Genomic DNA, 25,225 nt, shown 5'->3' with positions numbered 1-25,225 from the left:
GAGTGCGGACCGGACGAGCCCACCCCGGCCGGGTCCCCGTCGTGGAGGCCCGGCCGGGAGGGGATCAGCTGGTGGCCGCCTCCCAGACCCAGGTCTGGATCGGCCCCGGGCCGGAGGGGTCGACGGTGAGCTGCTGGCCGTACCCGTGCTCGGTGAGGTACAGGTCGGTCGGCACCCCGTTGACCTCGGTCCGGTTGGCCAGGGTGAAGGAGGCCCCCTGCTGCCGCACGCACCACAGGTACTCGTCGGTGTCCGGGCGGAAGTCCTGCAGGGTCACCCCCGCCCCGAAGGTGGCGTTCCCGGTCGCCGAGGAGCTGAGGTACCGGCCCCCGTTGACCAGGTAGAAGCAGGGGGTGTCCCCGGTGGACCCGGCCCGGATCCGGATGAACCGTTGGTTGGGCCCGTCGGTCTCCTGGTACAGGATGATCGGGGTGTTGACGCCGGTGCCCTCCCCGGAGACGTCGGCGACCAGGTCGTGGGGGCCCTCCACCGGGTAGTGGGTGATCTCCTGCAGGTCGGTCATCTCGGCCTCGGGCTGGAGGAACCAGCGTTGCCGGGCCGACCCGTCGGGGTCCCGGCCGGCGAGCAGCCCCAGCTCCGGTACGACGGTCAGCAGTTGGTCGGTGACCCGGTTACGCAGGTTCCAGGTGCCGTCCTCCTGCGGATCGGGCCACCACAGTTGGTCCAGGGCCTCCTGGTGCCACTGGACCACCCAGCCGTCCCGGGCCCCCTCCGCCTGCCCCATCAGGCTGCTGGTCAGCACGTTCATGATCTGGTAGTACCCGGGGTGCTCCCCGCTGCGGATGAGGGACCAACTCTGCTGGAAGCCGCTGTGGTACGGAGCGTCCACCAGGAAGTTGCTGGTGCCGTTGCGGGCGATGTCGATGACGTTGGTGGTGTCCGCGCTGCGCAGCAGGATCCCCCGCCCGGAGGGGGGCTCGGCCACCGGGGGCGGGGGCTCGGCGGCGGCCTGGAGCACCAGGTCGAACCGCACCGGCAGGTGGTCGGAGGTGCGGATCTCGGTCACCACCGTGCTGCCCGTGACCCGGGGCGCCCCCACTCCGCGGGGTACCACCGCGTAGTCCAGCAGTGCGGTCGGGTTCGTGCTGGGGTGGGTCGCGGCCGCGGGGGTGTGGACCGCGAAGTGGGCGGCGTCCAGCACGGCGGCGAGGTTGTCCGGGTGTCGGTTGAAGTCGCCCATCGCCACCCAGTCCCGGGGGGTGTTGTTCGGCCCGGCGGTGAGCATCCGGACCCGGATGGCCTCCAGCAGCCCCGGCAGGTCGTTGCCCCCGGGGGACCAGCCGTGCAGGCTGAAGAAGACCGTCCCGCCGATGGTGACCCCCAGAGCGGGGCGTCCCCCCAGCGGGCTGGCCACCACGACGATCCCCGCCGGGTCGACCTGGTGCCGGGTGGCGATCGCCATGTTCACCCGGCCCTCGTTGACCTGGCTGGTGTCGGTGTGCAGCCAGTAGAGGTACCCCCCGGGGCGGGTGACCGTGCCGCCGTACCGGTACTCCATGACGTCGGGGGCGACGAGGCCCTGCGGGCTCTGGCGCACGAAGTCGTTCTGCGGGTGGTCGGCGAGGTGGGTCGCTCCCCCCGGCGGGGTGCCGGCCTCCTGCAACGCCACCACCTCCGCGTCGCGCAGCAGGGGCAGCAGGCCGCTGGTGTACTTGTTGTCGTACGAGCCGCCGTCGTTCGACCCGGCGCCCTGCATGTTCCAGGTCGCCGCCCGGTGGGCCTCGTCCTGGCGGGGGTCGAGCTGCCCGGCGTCGCGCAGGAACAGGGAGGGGCGGCGGCGGTCGGCCAGCCGGACCACCCCCTGGCCCCCGGAGTAGTCCAGGGTCTCCCGGCCGGACCAGTCGGCGATGACCGCGCCGGACTGGGTCAGGTGCCGGAACCGGGCGGGGTGCGCCGGGTCCGAGCCGAACTGGTGGACCGCGTCGGCGGGCACCCCGGGGCTCTGCGCCGAATAGGGGGTGTAGGGCGCGAAGGGCCCCCAGGGGGTGGCCTGCTTCGTCAGGGTGTTGCCGTGGAAGACGTTCTGCGGCCCGGTGGAGCCCGACCACTTGATCGCCTTCGGTCCGGCCCCCCACCAGATCGGGTACCAGGTGCCGTCGTCGAGTTCACCGCCCTCCCCGCCGCAGTTGGCGGTGCAGCTGCCGGAGCGGTGCTCGTAGGGCACCCGCACGGTGTTGCCCTCGAAGAGGTTGTACCGTTCCCAGCCGCCGTGCAGGTTGAGGTCGGAGTCCAGGTCGTTGCGGAAGGCGACGTTCCGGCTGGCCGACCACTGGAAGGTGAAGTGCCGCAGGTTGCGGCTGGTGTTGTACGCGTACAGGGAGTCCCAGACCCGGCTGCCGCGCAGGTACCCGTTGCCGCCCTTGCCCTTGTTCCAGGCCCCGTCGAAGGTGTTCCCCTCGATGTGCAGGTTCCGGGCGACCTCGGTGACCAGGGGGTGGGAGCCGGTCATGGTGCCGTTGAGGCCCCGGGCCCAACTGTTGGCCGCCCACTTGAACAGGACGCCGTGCATGGCGTACTCGGGCGCCAGGTTGCCGTAGTTGTGCACCGCGTCGGCGGGGGAGAGGGCGTAGCTGCCGCCGCCGACCTTGGGCAGCCCGGTCATGTCCTGGGTGAAGGCGAAGTCCTCGAACCCGACCCCCTCGACCACCTTCAGGGGGGTTACCTTGCTCTGGAAGGGGGTCTCGGTCAGCAGCGGGGCGGAGCCGTCGGAGACCGAGTCCACCGGCAGGTCGAACTCCAGGGGCCGGTCCAGGGTGATGGTCTTCGCGCTGCCGGAGACGCCGACCACCCGGAACATCTGCTGGCGCATGTGCAGGTTCTCGAACATGCTGCCGTGCTCGGCGTAGCTGAGCCCCTGCTCCTCGTAGAACTTGATGCTGTTGGCCGCTCCCACCCAGACGTGCCCACCCAGGCTGAACTTGCCCATGTCGGCGTTGCTCACCAGCTGGACTACGCTCTGCCCGGCCCGGGCGGAGAACCCGGGGTCGGTGGAGCGGGCGGCGACCCGGATCCCGGAGACCCAGTGCTGGTTGACCGAGCCCTCGAAGAGGTCCTTGCGGTTGGCCGGGGCGGACTGCCACTCGTCGGCGTACCGGGTGGCCACCTCCCGGTTCTGTACCTTGAACAGGGCCCGGCCCGGCCAGATCCAGCCGCCCCGACCGGTGTCGTTGCCGCTGCCCCAGGTCATGGTGGTCGGTTCCCAGCGGCTGCCGTCGGAGCTCAGGGTGTCGTACCGGGTGTTGGTGTCCGGGCGGAACACCACCCGGGTGCCTCCGGTGCCGGAGCCCTGCCCCTTGAGCAGCAGGAAGCTCGCGTCGACGGAGATCTGCCGGGAGACGTCGAGCCGGCCGGCGGGTAGCTCGATCAGGGAGAGCCGGTAGTGGCTGGCGGTGGGGGAGCAGTCCGAGCGGATCGTGTCGATGGCCTGTTGCAGGCCGGCGCTGTCGTCCACCCCGTCGTCGGGGACCACCCCGAACTGGCTGGCCAGTCGGACCGGTTCGATGCGGCAGGGGGCCGCCCCGGTGACGTACCCGGCAGACGGGACCTGGCCGCCCAGGTATCCGGCTCGGGACCAGTCGGGCAGCCCCTCCCCGGCGACGAACCGGTTGGCCACCCCCAGGTCCGGCTGGCCGGGTGGGTCGGCCATCGCGGCCGAGGGCAACGTCCGGGCCGGGGGGCGGGCCCCGGCGGCGGAGGCCGGGGTCGCCACCCACGGCGGTACGAGCATCGCGACGGTCAGGACCGCGGCGAGCGTGGTGCGATCGATTGTCACGCATGAAGGATCGGGGAGTCGGGACCGATTGTGAAGGTCCGACGACTATGGGTGATGCCACAGCCGGATCGGGTGGGCTCCCGGGCGAGAAGCGCACCGTCGAAGTGGCCGGATCGGTCGTCCGGTCTGGAACCGGCGACCGAAGCCGGCAGGCTCAGGGGACTCTCTACACTGCGGCAACGGGGGGTGGACGCCGGCGAGCTGGCCGGCGAATCGACCGACGCCCGGTTGTTGACCGCTGCGGTCCTTCCCACCCGCTCGGGTCGACGTGGCCGAGCACTTCGAAGGAGGACGGGCGATGATGCCAGGGCTTCGCCAGCAAGTCCGCCGAACCGACCGGACCCGCCACGAGGCGGCCCGGTACGGCCGCGAACACGACTGGCGGTACCCGGCAGTCGGCTGTTCCTCGCCCTGCGCGATCACCCATCCCGGCCATGGATTGAGAGCATGACCTCCTCCTGGACCTCTACCCCGATCAGCATGGACCTCCTCCGCGGCGCACTCGACGTGGAGCACACCGCACGTGGGCTGTTGCCGCACCGGCTGCCCGCCTGGGCCCGCGCCCAGAACACCGACGGACAACTCGCCATGGTGGAGGCCCAGCCCGCCGGAGTGCGGTTGGCCGTTCGCACCCAGGCCACCGTAGTAGAGCTGGACACGCTGCCCACCCGATACACCTACCCCGGCCTGCCGTCCCGCCCCGACGGCGTCTACGACCTGCTCGTCGACGGCCAGCTGACCGGCCAGGCCAGCTCCACCGGCGGCGACACGGTGACCATCGACATGACCACCGGGACCACACAGCGTCGGACCGGTCCACCCGGCACCGTCCGCTTCACCGGCCTACCCGACCGGATGAAGGACCTCGAGATCTGGCTACCGCACAACGAGACAACCGAGCTCGTCGCCCTGCGCACCGACGCACCGGTGACACCGACACCGCAGCAGGGACGCCGGGTGTGGCTGCACCACGGCAGTTCCATCAGTCAGGGCTCCAACGCGACCAGTCCCACCGCCACCTGGCCCGCTCTCGCCGCGTCCTTCGGCGATGTCGACCTGGTCAATCTCGGCTTCGGCGGGAGCGCGTTGCTCGACCCGTTCACCGCCCGATCCATGCGTGACACCCCGGCCGATCTCATCAGCGTGAAGATCGGCATCAACCTGGTCAACACCGATGTGATGCGGATTCGGGCCTTCGCCCCGGCCGTGCACGGGTTCCTCGACACCATCCGCGAGGGCCACCCGAGCACGCCGTTGCTGGTCGTCTCCCCGATCTACTGTCCGATCCACGAGGACACCCCCGGCCCCGGTGCGTTCGACCTCGCCGCCCTCAGCGCCGGCCAGGTGCGGTTCCGGGCCACCGGTGACCCGGCGGAACGGGCAAGCGGGAAGCTCACCCTCGGCGTCATCCGCGACGAACTGGTGCGGATCACCGCCCAGCGCGCGGCCCGCGATCCGCATCTGCATTACCTTGACGGCCTTGACCTCTACGACAAGACCGACTTCGCCGAGCTGCCGCTGCCCGACGAGCTTCACCCGGACACCGCCACCCACCGGCGCATCGCCGAACGCTTCGCGAAGCAGGCATTCACCACGGGCGGCCCCTTTGCGGGACGCGACTGCATGCCGTGACACATCGGAGTTCTGCCCGTCGGCCTCGTCCAGTCCTGCCGCCGGATGGCTCCCGCCAGCCTTCCATCGAAGCATGATCAAAGCCTTCCAAGTGCCGGGGAACCTGAATCGGTGCGGCCGTCATGAGGCAGGCCGTTCTCACCCCGCGGCGTGGCCCAGCCCCCGACAGTCGATGAGCAAGCTGGGCAGCTCCGCCGACAACGCCGCGGCGAAATCGTTCAACGCCACCTTCAAACGGGAAGCACGACTTGACCACGTTCCGCTGGCTACACCGCTACAACACCGTCCGCCGCCACTCCCGACTCGGACAACAACCACCGGTTTCTCTTCGCCGACCCAGTCCGCCATCCGCCGAGTGCGTTTGATCAGGCGACCGCCATCCGCCGAACGCTGCAGTTCGAACGTCACGCGGCGAGCATACGGAACTTGAACACTCGCCCCAGGGTGCCGTCTGGACCCGTGAGCCTCGTGCCCGGATCCGGACGGCGCGGTAGGGCAGAACTCCGCGTTAGTTTAAACCTGGCCTTCGACTCGCCTCTTGAGGCCTGCGTTGAAGGCGGCGTATCCGTCGTTCTTGGGTGTTCTGAGGAATCGCCGCATCACGGCGGTCAGGAACCCGGAGAACTCCTCGTGGTTCGTCACGCGGGTGGTGCCGTCTGGGTTGACTGAAAGGACAAACGAGTGCTCACCATGGAACAGTTGTTTCGTGACGAGCGTGCCGACCCACCGTAGCTCTCGGTCGGGTGTTGCGACGGTGACGGTGGGCCGGAACGTCATGCCTGGCATACGCATGGTGAGCCGGTTTCCTACCCGAGCGCTTCCTTCGGCTGCGGTGAAGTTACTCCACTCCCCGTAAGCAGCGAAATCGGTGAGCACGGCCCACACGGCCTGCGGGGTGGCGTTGATGTCGATGACGGCGGTGAGCTTGGCATCCATGATGGTCGGGCTCCTGAGTCATAGATCGGACGGCCTAGCCTTCGGGAAGATCTGCTGAGCTGATCGAAACGAGTCCCATTGGCTGACCGGTCAGGGTGGTGCGGATCCGGATCGTCTCCGTCTTGTGTAAGCGATGGGGTCAGAGCTTGCGCAACGGGTGCGGTTCGCGTCTCGGTCCATTGCGCCAATGACCGACCGTGGATGTGTCGCATGGTGGAGAGCGCCGGGCGCGGCTGCGGCGACATGAGCGCCGTGAGGCAGTCCGGTTCTGGTCGGGTCAGCGCAGGTGCGTCTCGCGGAAGAACGCCGTTATGTCATTGGCGAGTAGTGCGGGTTCCTCGTGGGCGGCGAAGTGGCCGCCGCGGGGCATGGGCGTGTAGCGCGTGAGATGGTAGCTGCGTTGCGCCCATGATTGAGGTGGTCGTACCAGGTCGTGAGGGAAGACCGCGACGGCGGTTGGTACCTCGACGCGCCGCCAGTCCGGGCGATGATCGAAGTACGGGCGAAATGAGGTGGCGATTGTTCCCGTGTGCCAGTACAGGCTGGCCTGGGTGAGCATGTCGTCGTCGGTGAAGCGGGTGTGCAGGTCGCCGTCGCAGTCGGACCAGGCCCGGTACTTCTCGACGATCCAGGCCAACACGCCGGTGGGTGAATCGCTCAGCCCGTATGCCAGGGTCATCGGCCGTGTCGACTGTTGATGTTCGTAGCCGCCCTCGTCGCGTTCCCATTGGGCTGCTTGTGCCAGGAACTGTTGTTCCTCGGGGCTTTGTTGATCGACGGGGACGTCCGGTGGGTTGGCTATGGCGAGCAGGTGGATGCCGGTGAGCGAGTCGGGGTAGGCCCGGGCGAGTCGTGTGGTGACGCCGGCGCCGAGGTCGCCTCCGTGGGCGCCGTACTGTTGGTAGCCCAGGACATCGGTCATCAAGCGATGCCACAGGTCATGGGTCTGGGCGTTGTCGCTGCGCTGTGGAGAGAACGCGAAGCCGGGCAGCGAGGGCACCACGACGTCGAAGGAGTCGGTAGCGTCTCCGCCGTACCGGCTGGGCTGAGCAAGGCGGTCGGCCAGCTTCGTCAGTTCGAGAAATGAGCTCGGCCAGCCGTGTGTCAGGACGATCGGTCGCGGATTGTTGCCCTCTCCGCGCAAGTGCAGATAGTGCACGGGTTCCGCGCCGACTTGCACGGTGAACTGTGGAAGCTTGTTGATGGCCGCCTCTTGGCTGCGCCAGTCGAAGCCGTCGGCCCAGTACGCGACGAGCCGCTTGAGGGTCGTCATGTCCGTACCGGCCGACCAGGCCGGAGCGGGGATCACGGTGGGCCAGCGGGTGAGACTGAGCCGCCGTCGCAGATCATCGAGGGCGGAATCGCTGACCTTGAAGGCGAAGGGCTTCGGAGTCACGGCACAATCCCCTGTCTTCTCGGGCTGGCATGGGTGCTCATCGGGTTGAGGCGCCGAGCTGCCGTAGAAGGCTGCGGTTGTCGGTGCTAACCCACTCCTCGACGAGTCGGCCGCGCTCGTCGAAGCGGAAGATGTTCATCAAATCGAAGACGACGCGCAGGCCGTTCGGGGGAAGGTGGCCAACCGGCGACTGGGTGAAGTCTCGGACGAAGGTGCCTTCGATCCAGGTCTGACAGGCCATGTGCGGGCTTTCGTACACGATGATGCCGCGACGGATCGATCTATCGTCGAAGGCCGCACGGATCGATGCGAAGTAGGAGGTGAGCCCGGCGTAGTCCGAGTCGAGACCGTCCGGCCCGTGGAACCGGAAGTTCTCGACGTCGAAGTAGCCCTCGACCTCTGACAGGTCGTCTCCTGACACTTCGAGTTCTCCCGCGCGAATCAGACGCGCGGCGAGCTCGTCTCTCGAAAAATGCGTCTTCACGGTCCACTCCTTGAGCGGGTCGATGCGGGCTGGCCCGGCATGCGTGCGTCAACCAACGACGGCCCGAACGCATCCCGGCGCAGGCGGGTTCTCACCTGAGGCCTCCGAACCTGCTGGGGGACCACCCGGTGCCCCGGGCGTCAGGCCTCATGCATGACTGGTTGATCGTCGGCCTGATCGTCCGGAGCTGCAGGATGAGCGGCCTGCAGGCCGGCGATGAGTGTGTCGAGTAGGAAATTGAAGCTGCGGTCCACATCGCGCGGCAGGCCGAATCCGCCTGCGCTTTCGAGCGTGGCGAAGCCGTGCAGAGTCGACCGTAGGGCCCGAGCGGCGTCGACGCTACGGGCACCACGTAGGCCGAGCCCGGCGAGGATGTCGTACATGACCTGTAATCCGGCGTTCGCAGCGCGACGATCCTCTTCGTCGTCGTCATCGACTGCGGGGGCGCGGACGGTAGCGGCATAGCGGCCGGGATGCTCCAGGGCCCAGCGACGCCAGGCGGCACCATACGCGCGAATGGCGTCGGGACCGGACCTGCCCACTGCCGCGCGAGCCACAGCATCGCCGAGTTCGCGTTTGGCTTGGACAGCTATCCCGCGCTGAAGAGCTTCCATCGACGCGACATGTTTGTACAACGACGGCGTCTTCACACCGACCCGCTCCGCCAGCAGACCCATGGTCAGAGCGGCAAGACCGACTTCGTCGGCGAGTGCCGCTCCGGCCGCGACGACCGTGGCCGGAGCGAGGCCGGCCCTAGGCACGAGCATTCGCCTCAAGGAAGGCCAGCACCAGATTCACCACCTGGTCAGGGTATTGCACGTGCGGGTAGTGACCCGCTCCGGCAATCACTTCGAGGGCGGCTACGCCAGGCGGCATCGCGGCGACGATCGCCTCGCCCTCGGCCTTCGGGTCGGCCCAGTCCGGATCGAGCGAACCCTCGATGATCAAAGCGGGACAGCGCACGTTGCCCAGCTGGGCACCAGCATCCGCCGGCGTCGACTTCATCATCCCCTGCAGCGCCTTCATGCGACCGGGCTCGCGCAACATAGCCTTGGTGGCAGCCAGGTCAGCGGACCAGTCGGCGGGCTTGATGCCCGGATAGGCGAGCTCGAGATACTTCGTCCACGACGACAGGCTCCCCATCATGGTGCCCGCCAGCCGAAGCGCACCCTTGCGGTAGCCGGCGTTACCCAGGTCGGACAACGTCACTACCTGCTTGCGAGTGAACGGCGCCAGTTCGACGATGCCGGAAATCAGTCCCGGTTTCTTGGCTGCCGCGATGGTCGCAGCACCACCCGAGATCGAATGACCCACCAGCACGGCCGGGCCGCCGAGGTGATGCACCAGTGCGACTAGATCGCCGGCAATGTCCGTGCGGGTGTAGGACGGCCACTGCGCGCTAGAGTCGCCGGCCCCGCGTAGATCGACCGCGGCGACCCGGTAACCGGCAGCCACCAGCTTCGGCGTCACAAAGCGATACGCGTTGCGGCTGTTGCCCATCCCCGGAGCAAGGATGACCAGCGGTCCGTCGCCGCTTACCTCATAGGCGATCCGGCCGGCGTCAACGGTCAAGTACTCGGTCATCGCGATCTCCCCTGTGACGTGCAAAGCTGGCTAAATAACATAGCTTTAAGCTACCACGATTAGCTTTTAGGTCAAGAGGGCCTACCGGCACTGCCGGGAGTTGGCTCAGTCGGTGAGTTCCCCGGGCGGCTGCCGCCGGACGCGCCGACTGTGCGCGGCCATGGACGAACCGCCGCCGCCAACACCGGCGTGGACCGTGTACTGCCGGCTGCCGATCCCGGTCCTGTCATTGAGCCTTTTTCCAACCAGGCTCACGCCCATATCCGCGCCCGAGGCGAACGCGCCGTCGCCACCCTCACAACGTGGAAAGTGCTGACCAAGCTGCACCGCAAGCCCACCCCGAACGACCGCGATCGTGCAGGCCATCCTCGTCCTACACCATCTGGCGTTGTGGTAGGCGGCTGCCGGTGTCGGGCGGGAATGCCGATGGGCCGGGCCTTGCGGCCCGGCCCATCGGGGTCGCGCGTCAGGTCGACGCGCTGATCTGTTCGGTCAGCTCAGCCGGTGAGCGAGACCGGTGGTGGCGGCGCCGTGCTCGTACGAGACGAGCAAAGACGTGCCGGCCGGCAGGCGCCCGTTCAGCGGCAGGACAAGGGTGTGGCTCTTGCTCAGGATGGCCGTGGTCTGTGCCAGCACCCGCTCCCCGTCCCAGATGAAGACGCGGGCGGTGCCGCGCTGCTTCACCTGGAGGTCCACCGAGACCTTCGAGGAGGTCCGGACGACCTTCTTGATCTTGACCGTGTTGCCTGGTAGTGCCGCGTAACCACCCGGTGCCACTCCGTCCGAGACGGACTGCAGGATCGTCTGCGGTGATTCGACGCTCAGCGCCGCGGTGTCGGGCATGACCGGAGCCTTCGGCGCCGACGGTAGCGCCGACAGACCCGGCAGGGTCGTGATGCCCCACCGCCATGGGTCGGCCCGCACGCCGCTCCAGGTCGACCAGCCGACCCGGGTCTGCGCGGTCAGGTCCTGCGTGTCCGAGTCGTTGACCAGGATGTTCAGGCCCATCCGCGCCGGGTCGACGGTGTCCGGCAGCACGTCGAACGGCACCTTGACCTCGATCCGGTAACCGGTGTACGGGTTGCTGGTGACGACAGAGGCGATCTCGAGACCCGGTGCGGTCTCCGGGCCACCCTGGTGGTTGTCCCGCTCCCGGGCGAAGCACGGCGGGTTACCGTTGGCCGGGTCGTCGGTCACCGGGAAGAGCGCCACGTTGAACACCGTGGAGGTGTTCGCCGAGTTGCCGCGCGGGTCGATACCGAACTCGATGTTGTCGTTGCGGCGCGGACGCTTGCAGTCCTCCGGAGGCAGCACGGTGCCGAGTACGTCGTCCGTGATGGTGAAGATGGCGTACAGGGCGTCGTCGGTGTAGGTGAGCTGCGCGGTGCCGGAGATGTCCTGCGGCGGGGCGTCGGTGCCCTCCCAGCGCGTGGAGATGTCGATGACCTCGCCGGTGTACTCGCCCGGGGCGGCCGTACCGTCGACGGACGGCGCGGTGGTGGCCCTCGGGATCGTGGTGACCGGCACCAGGTTGAACGCCCCCGGCTCGGTGGCGCTGCCACCGTGGTAGCTGGTCTCGATCCGCACCCGGTACGCGCCGTTGTCCGGCGCCCGGTTGGCGGTCGGCAGCGAGGTGTCGGTGTTGGTGACCGTGAAGGTCACCGCACCGCGGGCGCCCGGCTGCAGCCCGGTGTACGGCAGCTGCTGCTCCGCCACCGAGAAGCCGGCCGGCACGTGCAGCTTGACGATCCCGGACTGGACCTGGGTGCTGTGGTTGGTCAGGTCGACCCGGACGCTGCGGGTGGCACCGCTGGGGATGCTCAGCAGGGACTCGATGAGCGCGTTGAGCTGCTGGTTCTTGTTGCGCACGGTCCACTCGCGGAAGTCGGCGATCTCCGGCAGCGGCTCAAGGGTGCCCCGGACCGGAGCGGTCGCCTGCACCCGCGCGCTGCTGGTGCCGCTGCCGTCCTTCCGGCTGGTCATCGTGGCCTCGATGCGGAACCGCGTACCCACCTCGAGCTGCGCGGGCGGGGTGACCGTGAAGCTCTTCACCACCTGCTTGCGCGGGGTGAGCGTGCCGACGTCACCCTTGCCGCTCACCGTCCAGCCGGCCGGAACCTTCAGGGCGACCTTGGCGCCCGGGACGGCCCGCTCGGCGTACAGGACCGTGTCCACGCGGATGGGTTGTCCGGCGAGGACCTCCCAGTTCTGCGGCCGTACGTGGATCTCGGTGCCGAGCGGCAGCCCACCGGGGGCCCGCAGGGTGGCGCCCTGCAGCGCCCCGATGCCGGCGCCCACGTTGGGGTTCGGGTACGGGGTGCGGCTGTCGATCAGGTTCAGCCGGTTGCAGCCGATGCTGGCCGCGTCGGTCGTCGGGAAGGCGCTGTTGCCCCAGCCCTGCGACACGTACTCCCGCCGGGCGAAGGTCTGGACCGTGTTCCACCGCTGGCCGTCGTGACGCGCCGACTCGTAGCCCTGCCAGGTGCCGAAGATGACGTCGCTGGACTCGGTCGGCGTGAAGGTGGTCTCGCACGCGGGGCCGCTGCTGCCGGAGCCGCTGCCGCCGGTCTGGAAGATGCGGGAGACCCGCCAGGGCTTGAGCCCTTCCTTGGTGATCTGTTCTGGGAAGGCCTTCGGGTCGGCCGCAGCGTAGAAGGCCTCCACGGCCAGCATGGCGGCCTTCTGGTGGTTGCCGTGGTTGCCCTGGGTGGCCGAGGGGTTCATCGTGAGGATGACCTCGGGCTTGGTGGTGCGCAGGACCCGCACGATCCGGGACAGGGTCTCCTCGTAGCCCCAGACCTTCTCGGTCAGGGGAGCGCTGGCGGTGTACCAGAAGTCGAGGGCGTCCAGGTTGTAGATGTGGTCGATACCGGACCAGGCCACCGCCCGCCGCTCCTCGGCCTCCCGCAGGATGCCGAGTGCAGGGCCTTCCTCGAGGCCGACGGCGTTCCCGCCGCCCTCGCCGCGGGTGGTGGTGATGACGCCGGCCTTCATCCCCTGGTACTCGTTCCAGTACCCGAGCGTGCCGAGCTGGCTGGCCTCGTCGTCGGGGTGCGCGCCGATGAACATGATGTCCAGGTCGACCGGCTTGTCGGACTTCTTGGACGGGCTCTTCGAACTGGACGTGGGCGATGAGCCCTCGGAATGGGCCTGGACCGGACTGGCCAGGCCCAGCGACAACAGACCGCACATGGCGATCGTCGCTGTGGTGCGCCATCTCATGGGCATACCTCTCCCTGTGGGGACGAGTACTGCGTCTAGGGCGGCTACCGGCGGGCCGAAGGTCGACAGACGCTTGACTCGCGCCGGGCCTCGATCGCGGACAGCTGTCCGCTGGAGACCGGAAACGGCCTCCGTGCGTCGTGGTTGCTAGACGGTGGTGGTGCGCGTGCCGTCGCGGACCGGACGGTACGCACGATGGGGATAGCGGCTGGTCACCGTGGAGGTGATCAACCGGAAGGCCTTCGGGCGGTAACGCTAGGGATGCGTCAGATACATAGTCAAGAGTTTGCAGCGACTTTCTTCCTTCTCTGAAGAAACGATCGCACTGGGGATGACGCCTGTGACAACCCAGCCACGCGGGTCGATAAGCAAGGTTTGTCCGGCTTAGAACGTTATGTTGCCGGGATCTATGTCCGATGCGTCGGCCAGGCTGGCGCGCGTCGAGACAATCCCGTTACTTGACGCCGCCTTTTCTTCTCAGTAGGAAGGAAGGCGTGTCCAAGGAAGCGCCGACCAGCCCGGTCAGCCGCGAACGCTCCCGGGAGATCAAACGCCTCTCGGTGATCGTGGCCGCCCGGCAGGCGCGACTGCTGTCCCGGGTGGACCTGGCCGAGACGACCGGCCTTTCCGCGGCCACGGTGACCGCCCTCGTGCGGGAACTCATCGCCGAGGGTTACCTCATCGAACGGGGGCCGGGTGCTGCCACCACCGGGCGACCCCGGGAGATGCTCGCGTTCAACCCACGCGCCGAACTCGTCGCCGCGGTCTCGCTCGAACCTCCACGGATCAGCTGCGAGATCGCCGACAGCGAAGGCGTACTCATCGCGCACCGCACCGCGCGGCTCGGTGACGACGTGGTCGACACCATCTGCGCGTTCGTCCTCGAACTGGTCGGCAGCAACCTGCCGGCGTTGCGCGGGGTCGCGATCGCCGTGCCCGGAGTCTCCACGAACGGTGCGGTACGACTCGCGCCGTCGGTGGGACTGGTCGAGGCGTGGCCGATCGGTGAGTCGGTGCAGCGGCGGCTCGGCGTACCCGTCGTCGTCGACAACGACGTCAACCTCATGGCTGCGGGCGAGTGCGTTGCTGGCGCCGGGGCGGACGTCACCGACCTGCTGCTGATTCACGTGGCCGACGGCATCGGTGCGGGGCTCGTCCTCGACGGCAAGGTCCGCCGGGGCGCCAGCGGCGCGGCGGGCGAGGTCGGCTTCCTGCCCCTGGACAGCGCACCGAGACGCAGTAACCGCGGTGTCGGCGAGTTCGAGGCCCGGTGGTCGGCGAACGCCATCGCGGAACGGGTGGTCGCCCTGCATCCGGGACGCCGACCCGACTCGCCGGTACGAGAACTGATCCAGCTGGCCGCCGCGTCCGAACCGGCCCGCGACTATCTCGACGAGGTCCTCGACGCCTGGACCCGGCTCATCCTCTCCTGTGCCTGTGTGGTCGATCCGGGGCTGGTGCTGCTCAGCGGTGCCGCCGCCGAGCTTGACGACGCGGGACTCGCACAGATACAGAGCCTCGTCTCCGCCGGGACCCCGGCTCCCACCCAGGTGCGCCGAGCCACCCTCGGCGACCAGGCCGTGCTGCATGGAGCGATCAGCTACGCGCTGTCGGCCGCGCTTCCCTTGCCCGCGCTGCCCTGACTGGGAGCCTTCAACGCCCTCGAAGCCGGAAGGACGCTGGTGGCCTGTACCGCGCAGATCGCAACGCCCTACCTCGCGTTCGCGAGGAAGGCACGAGGACGTGCTCGCCCTGCACCTCCCGGCGACGGAGCTGCGCACGAGCGGTACGGCCTGGAGTGCAGAGGGAGGTGCGGGCTGCAGGTATTCACACAGGTGCCGATTTCGGTCTACGCCTACGTCTCGTCGTCTCGCCCGCTGGCGATCCCGAGTCGGTGTCGTTGCGCGACGAGTGTTGCCGGGTCAGCCGTTCCCTGCGGGCATGGATCTACCCGATGAGGGTGCGTCGGATGTCGTCGGGTTGGGTTATCCTCGCCGGCGTGGATGATGGCATCTGGCACCGGGACTCCGACGCTTCCCTGGTTATCCGTACTGACTTCTCCCGTTCGCAGGAATGGGAAGAGATTCAGGTAGCGATCGCTGAACCGCAGACAGAGGAAGAGTTTACGGCGTTCGTTGCATTCGTCGATGACCGCGCCTTCGAGAACATTACGCCGCCGCAACTGGTGGAGATGGTGCCCGCAGACAGCGATCATGTCGTCGCTTTCCTCGTCGACGCAGAGACGCTGACCCACCCGGACCGTCCGATCCTGGTGGTGAACCTCGACGACGACGTGGACGACGTGGAGGAACAGGGCGAGGGGCCTCAGCGCTGTGCCACGTTCCGAGTCGTGCCGTCAGAGATGTGGTCGGTTCAGAACAATCTCACGATCGCGAACATGGACTGGGAGGAGTTCGCCGACAACGTAGACGGCGACGGCATCTTCCGCGGCTTCCAGTAGCACCCAGTCTGGTGCGTGCCAGGCGATACACCAGCAGTTCTTGGTCGATGGCGGCGCCAGCAGCCCGCACCCGAACCCTCGTACCCGGCGCCGGGGATCTGGCCTGCGGAACCGTGGCCCAACGGTCATCAACAGGTGTTTAGACAACGTCCGCCATCGTCGGGCGTCTGCCCTGTAACTGGCAGCCACCGCTGCGTCATGGTTGGTTCACGCAACTACCCATGATCGACGGTGGTTGCCCTTCACATCAGGTACGAGATCAGCCAGGATCACCGTGCACGTGGGAGTATCAGCCGGGTGGCGGCGGACACTCGATGACTGCGATCGAGTTCCCGGCGAACAGCCCCAGGTGCGGATGTCCGGAGAAGATCTGAACTGCCTCATCGTGCGATTCGGCGTCCACGATGGTGTAGCCGGTCATGGCGTCGGTGAAGTCCTCGACTCCCTGCGCCGTGACCAACTTCTTCGCGTTCAGTGGAGCGCCGGGATCGATGAGAGCCTTCTCGTTGGCCTGCGCCCATGACGCCCAGGCGTGGATGAACTCAGTCTGCTGCTGTTCGCTGAGTTCGGCCTTTCCGACCTCATCAGCCGCACCGCTGAAGAGTGCGAGGAACCTGCCCATCGCCGCATGGTACTGGCGGCACTGGCAGCCGGCTCGTACCGCCACACCGTGACCCCTTTCCAGCCTGCTCTGGCAGTTCCGCCGGACACGACATGATCGCCTTCGACTACCGAGACAGCGGGCCCGACGGCGAACCGCGAGGAGTCCACGCCGACCAGCGGTCGGGTGATGACCGTGGTGATGCCCTTGGCGAAGTGGTGGCGGTGGCAGTCGTAGCCCCGCTCGGCGTAGATCCTCTTCGGTCGTCGCCCTGACCGGCCGCAGGTTCCTCTGATCGGTGGGATCTTGTCGACCAGGGAATGAGTTGGGAGACGTCGTGCCGGTTGCCGCCGGTCATTGTGGTGGCGGGAGGGGCCCAAGCGGCGGTGCCTCTGGTGTCCATATCAGACTCCTGGCGTCATAAGTATACGGATCGGGTGTGACCCTTGCCTCTTCATCGACTGCTCTCTATGGTTATCGGAAAGCGCTTTCCCGTCCCATGTAGCAACGTCTGAAAGGTGACATCCGATGAGACGCAAAGTCGCCACACGGTGGCTGGCCGGCAGTGCCACTGTGGTCGCAGGTGCCGTCGTCGCGCTGGCGCTGCAGGTCCCCAACGCCTCGGCCGCCACCAACCTGAGCCTCGGTGCCGGCGCCGACGGCTCCAGCAAGGCCAGTGGCACCAGCTATGGCAACGTCATCGACGGCAACGCCAGCACCTACTGGTCGCCGAGCGGCTCCACCGGCACGGTCTCGGTCAAGTGGGGCAGCGCCACCACGGTGTCCTCGGCCGTCATCGTGCAGGCCTCGGGCGGTGGTTCGATCAGCGGCTGGCAGCTCAGAAACCACGACACGGGCACCGTCCTGGCCAGCGGCAGTAGCGCCCCGAGCACCATCAACTTCTCCTCGACGTCGCTGAAGAAGATCTCCTTCGTCATCACCAGCGGGTCCGGCACCCCTCGGATCGCCGAGTTCGAGACGTACTCCAGCGGCGGGTCGACCCCGACCACCAGCCCCACCAGCGGTCCGACGGCCGGCCCGACCGGCAACCCAGGCACCCCGACTGGCGCCTGGCCGTCATCGGCCGGCTCGGTGAGCATCTCGGGCACGGTCAGCGTCTCCGGCACCTTCGACGGCGGAATGAAGACCTACTGCTGCATCGGTGACGGTGGACAGGGCGAGTCGCAGGACCCGATGTTCAAAGTCGCCAACGGCGGCACGCTGCAGAACGTCATCCTCGGTTCGCCCGCAGGCGACGGCGTGCACTGCGAGGGCACCTGCACACTGCGCAACGTGTGGTGGAACGACATCGGTGAGGACGCCGCCACCTTCAAGCAGACCAACGGCGGCACCTCCTACGTCATCGGTGGCGGCGCGCGCAACGGCAGCGACAAGAACTTCCAGCACAACGGCAACGGCACGGTCAACATCTCCGGCTTCTACCTCAAGGGGACCGGCAAGCTGTACCGCGCCTGCGGCAACTGCTCCACCTCGCACACCCGCCACGTGCGGATCGACAACGTCCTTGTCGACGACATCGACATGCTCGCCGGAATCAACAGCAACTGGAACGACACCGCGACGATCACCCGCGTGGTCGTCATCGGCTCGGCCACCATCTGTGGCAAGTACAGGGGTGTGGCCAAGGGCAGCGAGCCCAGCTACCTCGGTGAGGGCTGGAACGACGCCAACTGCAAGGTCAACAGGAGTGACGTCACCTTCCGGTAGTCACTAGACAGGCTTGTTGACGAAGGGGCACCCGCCGGCCGGCGGGTGCCCCCCAGGATCTGCTGCACCGGTAGGGGAGTGGCCGGGGGCACTTCTCCTTCGGGCGACCGTGCCGGCGTACGCCGGTCAGCCCGGCCGTACACAGGGATCGGGAACCGTGGTGGCCGAGGTCCGAGCGGCCTGGCCGTCCACACCGGTTGCTTGTACCCACCACGTCACCGTCGCCGTCCGGAGCCGCGGCACTGTGGCCTGCGCCGAGCTTCCCTGTCCGGTCATGGCCCGACTCGCCGTACGGCCACCCGCCGGCCTCCAGTACACCTGTGCCGCCTCGACTGTGGTGCTGCCGGTGGCCTGGACGACCAGGCTGTAGCTGTTCGCGCCGCAGCGCACGTGCGCGTCGGCCGAGACAGTGAACGGCGCGACCAACCGCGCCGTGGCCGACGGTCGGGGCGCCGTCGGGCGTGGGGTGGTCGGGCGTGGGGTGGTCGGCCGGACCGGACTCGGCGGCACCGTGGTCGGCCGTACCGTGGTCGGTCGGAGTGCTGTCGGTCCTGCGGTGGTCGGCGCGCTCGGCGTGGGCGGCGGTTCCGCACCGACGGTCCCGCCGTCCTGCCGGGGCGGAGGTGCACCGCCGGAGACGCCGTTGGCGTCGTCCCCTCGACGGCCCGCCGGGTCCGCAGCCCCGGCAGTCCCCGTCGGCCCGTCGGCCGGTACGCCGGCGACAGTCACCCGGTCACCGGTGAGCGGCCCGGGCGTGAGCGCCCAGACACCGGATCCGACCAGGAGCGCGCCCAGGAGGGCGGTAGCGGCCACCCGACGTCGCCGACGCGACCTCGCGGACGCCTGACGACCGGAAGAACCTGCGGTACGCGCCGCACCCCCGCCTCGGGCCGGCCCGCCGCTACGGGCCGTCGGCTGGTCCGTCGCGGCGGCGGTGTCCTCGCCCGCTTCCACGCCCTGCCCCGCCCCACCGACAGACCCCCCGGACCGTACCGCCACCTTCCCCGACGAGGAGCCCTCCGCCACGTCCCCGGAGCCGTCCCCCGATGGACCCTCCGGGGAGACGTCCTCCGACGGGTCCCCGGACGAGCCGTCCCCCGACGGACCCTCCGGCGAGACGCCTCCCGAAGGCTCCCCGGACGAACCGTCGCCCACCGGATCGCCTGGCGAGACGTCCTCCACCGTCTCCCCGGACGGGACCGCATCGGTGCCGGTCTCGGCCGTCTCGGAGGTGGTCGGGCTCGGCCACGTCGCGTCGGCGGCGACGAGGAACGCCGGTGCCGTGTAGGCCGACAGCAGCGCCGCCGGATTCAGTTGGTCCCGCCGAAGCACTCCGCACCGCCCACAGTCGTCGACGTGCCGGGCGACCCGTTTCCGCAGGGTCGGGGTGAACCGGCCCTGCCAACCCGCCACCAGGTCGGCCAGGGCCGGACAGTCCCGGGCACCGCTGCGCGCGACGAGCAGGGCGCCGAGCGCCCGTTCCAACTGCGAGCGGGCCCGGGACAGGCGGGCGTGGGCATGGTTGGCGGGCAGGCCGAGGGCCGCGCCGATGTCGGCGGACGACAGGTCGTGGCGGATCGCCAGGTGGACCACCTCGCGGTCACCGGGGCTGAGGGACGCCGCGGCGGCGTGCACGAGGGCGCGCACCTGGTCGGCGTTGACACCCGCCCCCGGGTCGGGAAGGTCAGCGACCGGGTCGTCGGTCTCTCCCAACGGCCTGGAACGAGCCCCCTCGCGAAGGTGCCGCAGGCACTCGTTGCGCACGATCGCGTACAGCCATGGGCGAAGCCGGTCAGGGTCGCGCAGTTGATCCATGCGCCGGCCGGCGACGAGGAACGCGTCGTGGAGGGCGTCGGCGGCGGCCTCCGGCTCGTGCACCATCGCCCGGGCGTACGTGTGGAGCCGGTCGGCGTAGCGCCGGTACACGCCCTCCAGCCCGGCCGGGTCACCTCGGCGTACCGCCTCGACCAGGCTCCTGTCGTCCTGAGCCGCCGTATCCATCCCTGCTCCCGCCCCCGTCGACGATTCCATTAGAGCGAAGGGGAAAAGTTTCTGAACTTTTCTGTTGGCATCCCGACCCGCGGCTGCTCCCACCGGTGTCACCGCATCACCGACTTCGAGGAGACACCGATGACACCGACACGTTCCGTCCACCGGCGGACACCCGTCCGCCGCCTGCTGGCCGCCGCCGTGGTGGCGACACTCGCCGGTGGGCTCGTCACGTCCACCCCGCTGGACGCCGTCGCCGCGCCCACCCTCGGCGGCCCGGCCACGGCCTCCGACGCCACCTCGGCGCAGCCCCTGGCCTTCCGAATCGACCCGGCGCTGTCCGCACCCCGGCTACCGATCGACCCGGTGGGTCGGCTCGGAACCGACCGGGAGGTCGGGGTGGTGGCGGGGCCGAGCGGGTCCCCCGCCGGGCTGGTCCTCGACGAGGTGATGGTGCGGATGGCCGACCAGGCCGAGTTGGACGCCTTCCTGACGCGCTGGGGTGGCCAGGTCCTCGACTCGTTCGCCCCCGACGATCAGGGGCAGGACCACCTGGTCCGGGTGGACGCCGACCGGGCCGACCCGGCGGGGTTGGTCGGTGACCTGCTCGCCGCCGAGCCCCGACAGTCGGGGGTGTACCGGGTCGGTGACGAGCGGGCGCTGCGGCTGCTCGCACTGGCCGCAGCCGAGTGGCGGGTCGGCACCGAACTGGTCCTCGACTGGCTGGTGGAGCCGACCGGCATCGCCGACGGCGAGGTGTTCGAGGCGCCCGACTTCGGGCACAACGTCTTCGACTGGTCGTTCATGCGGGCCGGGGGTGCGATGGACACCGGCGTCGCGCCTGCCTGGCAGCTGCTCCAGTCCAAAGGCCGGCTGACCAAGCAGGTGAAGTACCTGGTGCTCGACGGAGGGTTCACCCACAACCCCGACTTCCCGGACAAGGTGTCGCTGCACACGGTGGAGTGGGGCAAGGCCAACACCAACGACTGCACCGGCGGTACACCCTGCCCGTGGCACGGCACCGACGTCGTCCTCGCCGGGATGGGCCGGGTCGACAACGACTACGGCACCGCCGGACCGGCCGGACCCGTGGTGAAGGAACTCGTCGCGGTCCGCAACGGCATCGACTACTGGACGGTGCTGCGCCGGCTGGAGAAGGCCGCCGAGGCGACCCACCCGGACGTGGTCAACCTCAGCTTCACCCGCGACGTCGACCTCGGCAAGTCCCACGCGCGCACCTGGACCGACCGGCGGATGAAGCACGTGCGGGACACCGGCGCGTTGATCGTCGCCGCCGCCGGGAACAACGGTGTGGACATCGACGGCGACACCCTCTACGTGCCCTGCGAGAGCACCCACGTGATGTGTGTGGGGGGCATGCGGGACAACGCGGCGGTGGCGGGCGGGTCGAACTACGGCACCAGCGACCACACCCGCTCCGTGGAGATCTACGGTCCGATGTGCGTCAGGGGCCTCGCCGACCCCGGTACGCCAGGGAACAACACGACCCGCTCGAACGCCTGCGGCACCAGTGTCGCCGCACCGTTCGTGGGCGGGGTCGCCGCCCTGGTGCTGGCCGCCGACCCCACCCTCACCGCCACCGAGGTCCGGGACATCCTCAACGACACCGCCCACGTCGGTGGGCTGGGCGCCAAGGTGACCGGCAGCCAACGCCGGATCAACGCCCTGGGCGCGGTCGCCGAGGCGCTGGGAGTGAAGGTCGGCAAGCCGACGGTGACCATCAGCACCCCGAAGACCGGCCAGCAGTTCGGGGTGGGGCAGACGGTGGACCTGTGGGGTTCGGCGACCGATTTCCTCGGCAAGGAGATCCCACTGACCTGGACCAGCAGCGTCGACGGCCCGCTGGCCCAGGGGTCGCAGACCTTCGCGTCGCTGTCGGCGGGTACCCACGTCGTCACCGCCACCGCCACCGACAGCCTCGGCCGCACCGGCTCCGCCGCCGTGACCGTCACGGTGGTGGACAGCCCGACGACGGTGGCGATCATCTCGCCGCCGGTGGGATCGACCCTTCCCGCCGGGCAGTCGGTCGGTCTGGTCGGCACCTCCCACGACCCCGACGAGCCCGGGTCGGTACCCGACTCGCAGGTGTCGTGGACGGTGCGGCGCGGCAACACCGTGGTGTTCCAGAAGAGCGGCCACCAGGCACTCCTGCCGGCGGCCACCATCACGCCGGGGTCGTACACGGTGACCTTCACCGCCGACGGCGTCAGCGCCCACCGCGCCTTCGCCGTCGTGGCGGCACCGGCCGGGAAGACCGCGCCGACGGCCACGATCACCGCACCGGCGCAGGCCCTGACGCTGACCACTGACGACGGCACTCCCCGGTCGGTCGCCTTCGCCGGTACCGGCACCGACGCCGAGGACGGGGTGATCAGCGGGATGCGCCTGCGGTGGACCGCGTACGGCGACGGCGGTGTCAAGAAGGTCCTCTGCCAGGGCAGCGGCGTGCCCACCGGCGGCCCGGTCGACGACGTCGTGCAGCCGAAGAACTGCTCCGGTTTCACCGCCCCGCTGGGCCTGTTGAACACGGGGACCACCGTCACCACCTGGGTGGTGTGGCTGGAGGTGTTCGACTCCTCCGGTCTGGTCGGGGTGGATTCGGTGCCGGTCCGAATCGAGTCGGTCACTCCCTGACCCCGGCTGCGATACCACCTGCTCCCGGTGGCGTGTCCCGTGTCGCTCCGGCGGCGCGGGACACGCCCGGTACGGCCCGGGGAGGCGTGGCGTGGACGTCCACCGGCGCAGTCCACCGCCGACCGCGACTTCGACCGGGCAAGCCAACTCAGATGTCACCTATCAGTGCAGCAAACCTGTCAGCGAGCTGTCGGTCATGGCGGGCATCTTGCCTGAAGGTGATGGCCTCCGCCATGCCACTGAGGACGCGCGAGTCGTTCGCTGAGATCGACGCCCTGTGAGTGGGGGCGTGAGTGACGGCGTTGGTGATGGTTCGGAGTGGGTTGCCCTGGTCGGCGCGGCCTGTCGAGCAGAGCAGTCGGTCAGCGGCGGCCGGTGGCCAAGGCGACGAGGTATTGTCCGCCGCCCGCGTCGACGCTCGCGGTCACCGGCAGTCCGGGCACCAGCCGGGAGAACCGGTCGACCAGCCATTCCGCTGCCTCCTGGGCATCCTTTCGGCTCGGACAGCGAGCGACCAGCTCGCGGCCACCCTTGCGTTCGAGTCGCTCGGCGACGGCGATCAGCGATGCCGGTTCCACCACGTGCAGACGCTCCGGCCAGGCGATGACCACCTTGACCGCGCCCTTGCGGGTGTTGCAGGCACGATGCGCGAGCCGCTCGGCGACCTTGGCCTTCTTGTCGGCGGTACGGCTGTCGACGCTGGGACCACGCGGGTCATTCACCGACATGTGCGGGTCGACCAACTCGTCGCAGACCCAGCATCGCCAACCGTCACGCCTCGCGACGTCATCGAGGGAACTCATCCGAGCAAACTAGCCTGGCAACCCTCGGCGAACGACAACCCGGGCCACGGCGAGCACCAGGTAGGGGTGATCTGTCGCGGCTTGTCCGCCTGTGAAATGGTGCTCGCCGTCAGCCGGTCCGCGGATGCCGTTCGGCTTACAGGAAGCGCTCCGGGTCGAAGTCTTCGAGGTCGATGATGCGAACCCGCGGAAGCACATTGGTGAAGCAGTCCGCGTCGTCCTCGATGTCGAACACCTGCAGGCCCGGCAGGTCGGCGAAGCCGGCGTTGAGAAACTCCTTGAACCCGACGACCGCGACCTGATGGTCACCTCGCAGGAGTTCCCCGATCTGCGGGAGGAAGTCGCCGTCGTGGCTGGCGAGCATCACGTTGCCGGGGCGTCGGGCGATGGCGTCCAACGTCCGCTGGATGCCGATGTCCACCACCTTCTGATCCGACGATCCAGCGAGCGGGATGGGCCGGTAGTCCATGCTCAGGAGGGCCCGGACGAAGGGCATCGGCAGAGCGCCACCGGAGGCGTTGAGGAAGAACAGTCCCTTCACCGGCCGCTGCCACGTGTCCCGCGCGAAATCCCGTAGCCGCTCCCACCGAGGTCGCTCCGCAGGTGCCGGCCGGCGCTCCAGAACACTGTTGCCGAGAGTGGCATCGATGTTCTCCCCGTCCACGATGAGGTACGTGACGGGTTCCGTCGAATCGGGCATAGGAGTACCTCTCGGGTCGAGCAGCGGGCGCGGACCGGTCGAGCCCGAGCGTGTGACGTGCCTGCGGAAGCTGTGCTCGTGGTCAGGGTATGCCCACCAGCGAGGAGGAACAGAATCGGCGTGGATACCGGCGCGGTGCTCGCACCAACTCACCGGGACTTCAGACGGCCTTCTTCCAATTCACCATGACGCTGACGATGACGTAGAGCACGATGGCGAGGATCGCCCCACCGACGATGTACGCGGTGATGTTGCCGTTGGCGTTGACGAGTAGCAGGGTGGCACCGACGGCGATCAGTATGGAGATGACGAGAGTCGAAGCTTTCCGACCCTGCATGGTGTTACGGTCGCCTTCTTCCACGTCACTACCTGCCGTTTCGGTGTCGCGTACGGATCGAACTGCCATCCCCAGCCAGGCGGTCGCACCGACGAGCGCCACCACCGCGGACGTGCGATACCCAAGGTTGAGCAGGAGTATCCCGCCGCCCGTGCACACCAAAGCAAGGATCACGTGATACCAGAACGCGTAACGGCCGGACTCGTCCACTACCGATGGCTCCAGACGTGACAAGGACTCGCATCTCTGAGCCGGCCTGGGGGCCGCAGGCGTCGGGTGACAGGAGGTTGACGCCGGCCAGAGTGGATGAGGCACCGCTGATGAGACACCCTGCAATTGGTAGCACGATGGTCGGACCGGGTATCACCGGTGCGATATCGGTCGCCGCGTAGCGGCCGACCCGAAGCCGCTCGCACAGCGCGCACGGTGTGCAGCGTGAGCTCTCGGACCGCTCGCCGGTCCTCGTCGCCACGTCGTCGCTGGGCACGCGATCGACCCGAGCGGCGAGGTACGCGGCGGGGCTCCCACCCGATCTCTGGGTGATCCTGCCCTCGTTCGCCAGCGGATTGATGGGTTTTCCTGCAACGATGCGAGGTGTGGCAACTGTGAAGACTGTGGCGCCCGTTGTTTCGCCTCTGGCTGGTGAGCCGTTCGAGCGTGCTGATGCGGAGCGGCTGGCGGGGGTGTTGAAGGCGTTCGCTGATCCGGCTCGGTTGCGTTTGCTCAGCTTGATTCAGTCGGCTCCGGAGGAGGAGGCGTCGGTTAGTGATTTGACTGAGCCGTTGGGGTTGTCTCAGCCGACGGTGAGCCATCATCTGCGGATTCTTACTGAGGCTGGTCTGCTTGAGCGTGACAAGCGTGGTGTGTGGGCGTTTTACCGTCTGGTGCCGTCTGCGATCGCTGC

The 25,225-nt window shown here is 68.7% G+C and carries 19 protein-coding genes and 1 pseudogene; 7 read left to right on the top strand and 13 right to left on the bottom strand.

What is annotated here, in order from left to right; translation table 11 throughout:
- Positions 1–64: 64 nt before the first annotated feature.
- Positions 65–3,793, bottom strand: a complete 3,729-nt coding sequence (locus ACWDVW_RS19490; RefSeq protein WP_449950718.1) for an endonuclease/exonuclease/phosphatase family protein — start codon at positions 3,791–3,793, stop codon at positions 65–67.
- A gap of 480 nt (positions 3,794–4,273) precedes the next feature.
- Here ACWDVW_RS19490 and ACWDVW_RS19485 point away from each other — a divergent pair, with 480 nt between their 5' ends.
- The gene (locus tag ACWDVW_RS19485; RefSeq protein ID WP_449950715.1) at positions 4,274–5,425 is read left to right on the top strand and encodes a GDSL-type esterase/lipase family protein; all 1,152 of its coding nucleotides are present in this window, start codon (positions 4,274–4,276) and stop codon (positions 5,423–5,425) included.
- Between the two features lie 138 nt (positions 5,426–5,563).
- Here the strand turns inward: ACWDVW_RS19485 and ACWDVW_RS19480 are convergent, their stop codons facing one another.
- The 6 genes from ACWDVW_RS19480 to ACWDVW_RS19455 form a co-directional block, all read right to left on the bottom strand.
- Complete coding sequence (locus tag ACWDVW_RS19480; protein WP_449950712.1) at positions 5,564–5,833, bottom strand: hypothetical protein; 270 nt, start codon at positions 5,831–5,833, stop codon at positions 5,564–5,566.
- Positions 5,834–5,938: 105 nt separating this feature from the next.
- On the bottom strand, positions 5,939–6,361 hold the full coding sequence (locus tag ACWDVW_RS19475) for an SRPBCC family protein (RefSeq protein ID WP_449950709.1): 423 nt from the start codon (positions 6,359–6,361) through the stop codon (positions 5,939–5,941).
- 277 nt (positions 6,362–6,638) lie between these two features.
- Positions 6,639–7,757, bottom strand: a complete 1,119-nt coding sequence (locus ACWDVW_RS19470) for an epoxide hydrolase family protein (RefSeq protein WP_449950707.1) — start codon at positions 7,755–7,757, stop codon at positions 6,639–6,641.
- 37 nt (positions 7,758–7,794) lie between these two features.
- Positions 7,795–8,241, bottom strand: a complete 447-nt coding sequence (locus tag ACWDVW_RS19465) for an ester cyclase (protein WP_449950704.1) — start codon at positions 8,239–8,241, stop codon at positions 7,795–7,797.
- Positions 8,242–8,381: 140 nt separating this feature from the next.
- The gene (locus tag ACWDVW_RS19460; RefSeq protein ID WP_449950701.1) at positions 8,382–9,008 is read right to left on the bottom strand and encodes a TetR/AcrR family transcriptional regulator; all 627 of its coding nucleotides are present in this window, start codon (positions 9,006–9,008) and stop codon (positions 8,382–8,384) included.
- On the bottom strand, positions 8,995–9,825 hold the full coding sequence (locus ACWDVW_RS19455; RefSeq protein WP_449950700.1) for an alpha/beta fold hydrolase: 831 nt from the start codon (positions 9,823–9,825) through the stop codon (positions 8,995–8,997). The genes ACWDVW_RS19460 and ACWDVW_RS19455 overlap by 14 nt, the downstream gene beginning before the upstream one ends.
- Positions 9,826–10,068: 243 nt before the next feature.
- On the opposite strand from ACWDVW_RS19455, the pseudogene ACWDVW_RS19450 reads away from it, so the two are divergent.
- A pseudogene (locus ACWDVW_RS19450) lies at positions 10,069–10,222 on the top strand (IS5/IS1182 family transposase); the annotation flags it as partial.
- A 95-nt stretch (positions 10,223–10,317) separates the two neighbouring features.
- Here the strand turns inward: ACWDVW_RS19450 and ACWDVW_RS19445 are convergent.
- Entirely contained in the window at positions 10,318–13,047 is a 2,730-nt protein-coding gene (locus ACWDVW_RS19445) for a PIG-L family deacetylase (RefSeq protein ID WP_449950697.1), read from the bottom strand.
- 494 nt (positions 13,048–13,541) lie between these two features.
- Here ACWDVW_RS19445 and ACWDVW_RS19440 point away from each other — a divergent pair, with 494 nt between their 5' ends.
- Positions 13,542–14,690, top strand: a complete 1,149-nt coding sequence (locus ACWDVW_RS19440; protein ID WP_449950694.1) for an ROK family transcriptional regulator — start codon at positions 13,542–13,544, stop codon at positions 14,688–14,690.
- A gap of 356 nt (positions 14,691–15,046) precedes the next feature.
- Positions 15,047–15,508, top strand: a complete 462-nt coding sequence (locus ACWDVW_RS19435) for a DUF6924 domain-containing protein (protein WP_449950691.1) — start codon at positions 15,047–15,049, stop codon at positions 15,506–15,508.
- A 289-nt stretch (positions 15,509–15,797) separates the two neighbouring features.
- Here ACWDVW_RS19435 and ACWDVW_RS19430 read toward each other — a convergent pair whose 3' ends face one another.
- On the bottom strand, positions 15,798–16,130 hold the full coding sequence (locus ACWDVW_RS19430; RefSeq protein ID WP_350698136.1) for a YciI family protein: 333 nt from the start codon (positions 16,128–16,130) through the stop codon (positions 15,798–15,800).
- Between the two features lie 507 nt (positions 16,131–16,637).
- Between ACWDVW_RS19430 and ACWDVW_RS19425 the strand changes: the two genes are divergently transcribed.
- Positions 16,638–17,837, top strand: a complete 1,200-nt coding sequence (locus tag ACWDVW_RS19425) for a pectate lyase (RefSeq protein WP_449950688.1) — start codon at positions 16,638–16,640, stop codon at positions 17,835–17,837.
- A 126-nt stretch (positions 17,838–17,963) separates the two neighbouring features.
- Here the strand turns inward: ACWDVW_RS19425 and ACWDVW_RS19420 are convergent, their stop codons facing one another.
- Complete coding sequence (locus tag ACWDVW_RS19420; protein ID WP_449950685.1) at positions 17,964–19,838, bottom strand: RNA polymerase sigma factor; 1,875 nt, start codon at positions 19,836–19,838, stop codon at positions 17,964–17,966.
- 129 nt (positions 19,839–19,967) lie between these two features.
- Here ACWDVW_RS19420 and ACWDVW_RS19415 point away from each other — a divergent pair, with 129 nt between their 5' ends.
- Positions 19,968–22,481: a S8 family serine peptidase gene (locus tag ACWDVW_RS19415; RefSeq protein ID WP_449950682.1), complete on the top strand. Its 2,514-nt coding sequence runs from the start codon at positions 19,968–19,970 to the stop codon at positions 22,479–22,481.
- Positions 22,482–22,843: 362 nt separating this feature from the next.
- Here ACWDVW_RS19415 and ACWDVW_RS19410 read toward each other — a convergent pair whose 3' ends face one another.
- The 3 genes from ACWDVW_RS19410 to ACWDVW_RS19400 form a co-directional block, all read right to left on the bottom strand.
- Positions 22,844–23,284 carry a hypothetical protein gene (locus ACWDVW_RS19410; protein ID WP_350698145.1) on the bottom strand — a complete coding sequence of 147 codons (441 nt, stop codon included), beginning with the start codon at positions 23,282–23,284 and terminating at the stop codon, positions 22,844–22,846.
- Positions 23,285–23,420: 136 nt separating this feature from the next.
- Positions 23,421–23,984, bottom strand: a complete 564-nt coding sequence (locus ACWDVW_RS19405) for an NYN domain-containing protein (protein WP_449950679.1) — start codon at positions 23,982–23,984, stop codon at positions 23,421–23,423.
- Between the two features lie 160 nt (positions 23,985–24,144).
- A complete protein-coding gene (locus ACWDVW_RS19400) occupies positions 24,145–24,531 on the bottom strand; it encodes a hypothetical protein (protein ID WP_449950677.1) in 387 nt (128 codons plus the stop codon).
- A 377-nt stretch (positions 24,532–24,908) separates the two neighbouring features.
- Between ACWDVW_RS19400 and ACWDVW_RS19395 the strand changes: the two genes are divergently transcribed.
- A partial coding sequence (locus ACWDVW_RS19395) for an ArsR/SmtB family transcription factor (protein WP_449950880.1) occupies positions 24,909–25,225 on the top strand: 317 nt, incomplete at its 3' end.

It is taken from the genome of Micromonospora sp. NPDC003241 (genome assembly GCF_053589795.1).
Note: the sequence above shows the minus strand (reverse complement) of the source record. Positions and strands in the feature narration are given on the sequence as shown.

What these genes read in the sequence shown, in the direction of transcription:
- ACWDVW_RS19485 (WP_449950715.1), top strand. Translation starts at nt 4,274, where the DNA reads ATGGACCTCCTCCGCGGCGCACTCGACGTGGAGCACACCGCACGTGGG.
- ACWDVW_RS19455 (WP_449950700.1), bottom strand. Translation starts at nt 9,825, where the DNA reads ATGACCGAGTACTTGACCGTTGACGCCGGCCGGATCGCCTATGAGGTA.
- ACWDVW_RS19425 (WP_449950688.1), top strand. Translation starts at nt 16,638, where the DNA reads ATGAGACGCAAAGTCGCCACACGGTGGCTGGCCGGCAGTGCCACTGTG.
- ACWDVW_RS19420 (WP_449950685.1), bottom strand. Translation starts at nt 19,838, where the DNA reads ATGGATACGGCGGCTCAGGACGACAGGAGCCTGGTCGAGGCGGTACGC.
- ACWDVW_RS19430 (WP_350698136.1), bottom strand. Translation starts at nt 16,130, where the DNA reads ATGGGCAGGTTCCTCGCACTCTTCAGCGGTGCGGCTGATGAGGTCGGA.
- ACWDVW_RS19410 (WP_350698145.1), bottom strand. Translation starts at nt 23,284, where the DNA reads ATGAGTTCCCTCGATGACGTCGCGAGGCGTGACGGTTGGCGATGCTGG.
- ACWDVW_RS19475 (WP_449950709.1), bottom strand. Translation starts at nt 6,361, where the DNA reads ATGGATGCCAAGCTCACCGCCGTCATCGACATCAACGCCACCCCGCAG.
- ACWDVW_RS19460 (WP_449950701.1), bottom strand. Translation starts at nt 9,008, where the DNA reads ATGCTCGTGCCTAGGGCCGGCCTCGCTCCGGCCACGGTCGTCGCGGCC.
- ACWDVW_RS19445 (WP_449950697.1), bottom strand. Translation starts at nt 13,047, where the DNA reads ATGAGATGGCGCACCACAGCGACGATCGCCATGTGCGGTCTGTTGTCG.
- ACWDVW_RS19405 (WP_449950679.1), bottom strand. Translation starts at nt 23,984, where the DNA reads ATGCCCGATTCGACGGAACCCGTCACGTACCTCATCGTGGACGGGGAG.
- ACWDVW_RS19415 (WP_449950682.1), top strand. Translation starts at nt 19,968, where the DNA reads ATGACACCGACACGTTCCGTCCACCGGCGGACACCCGTCCGCCGCCTG.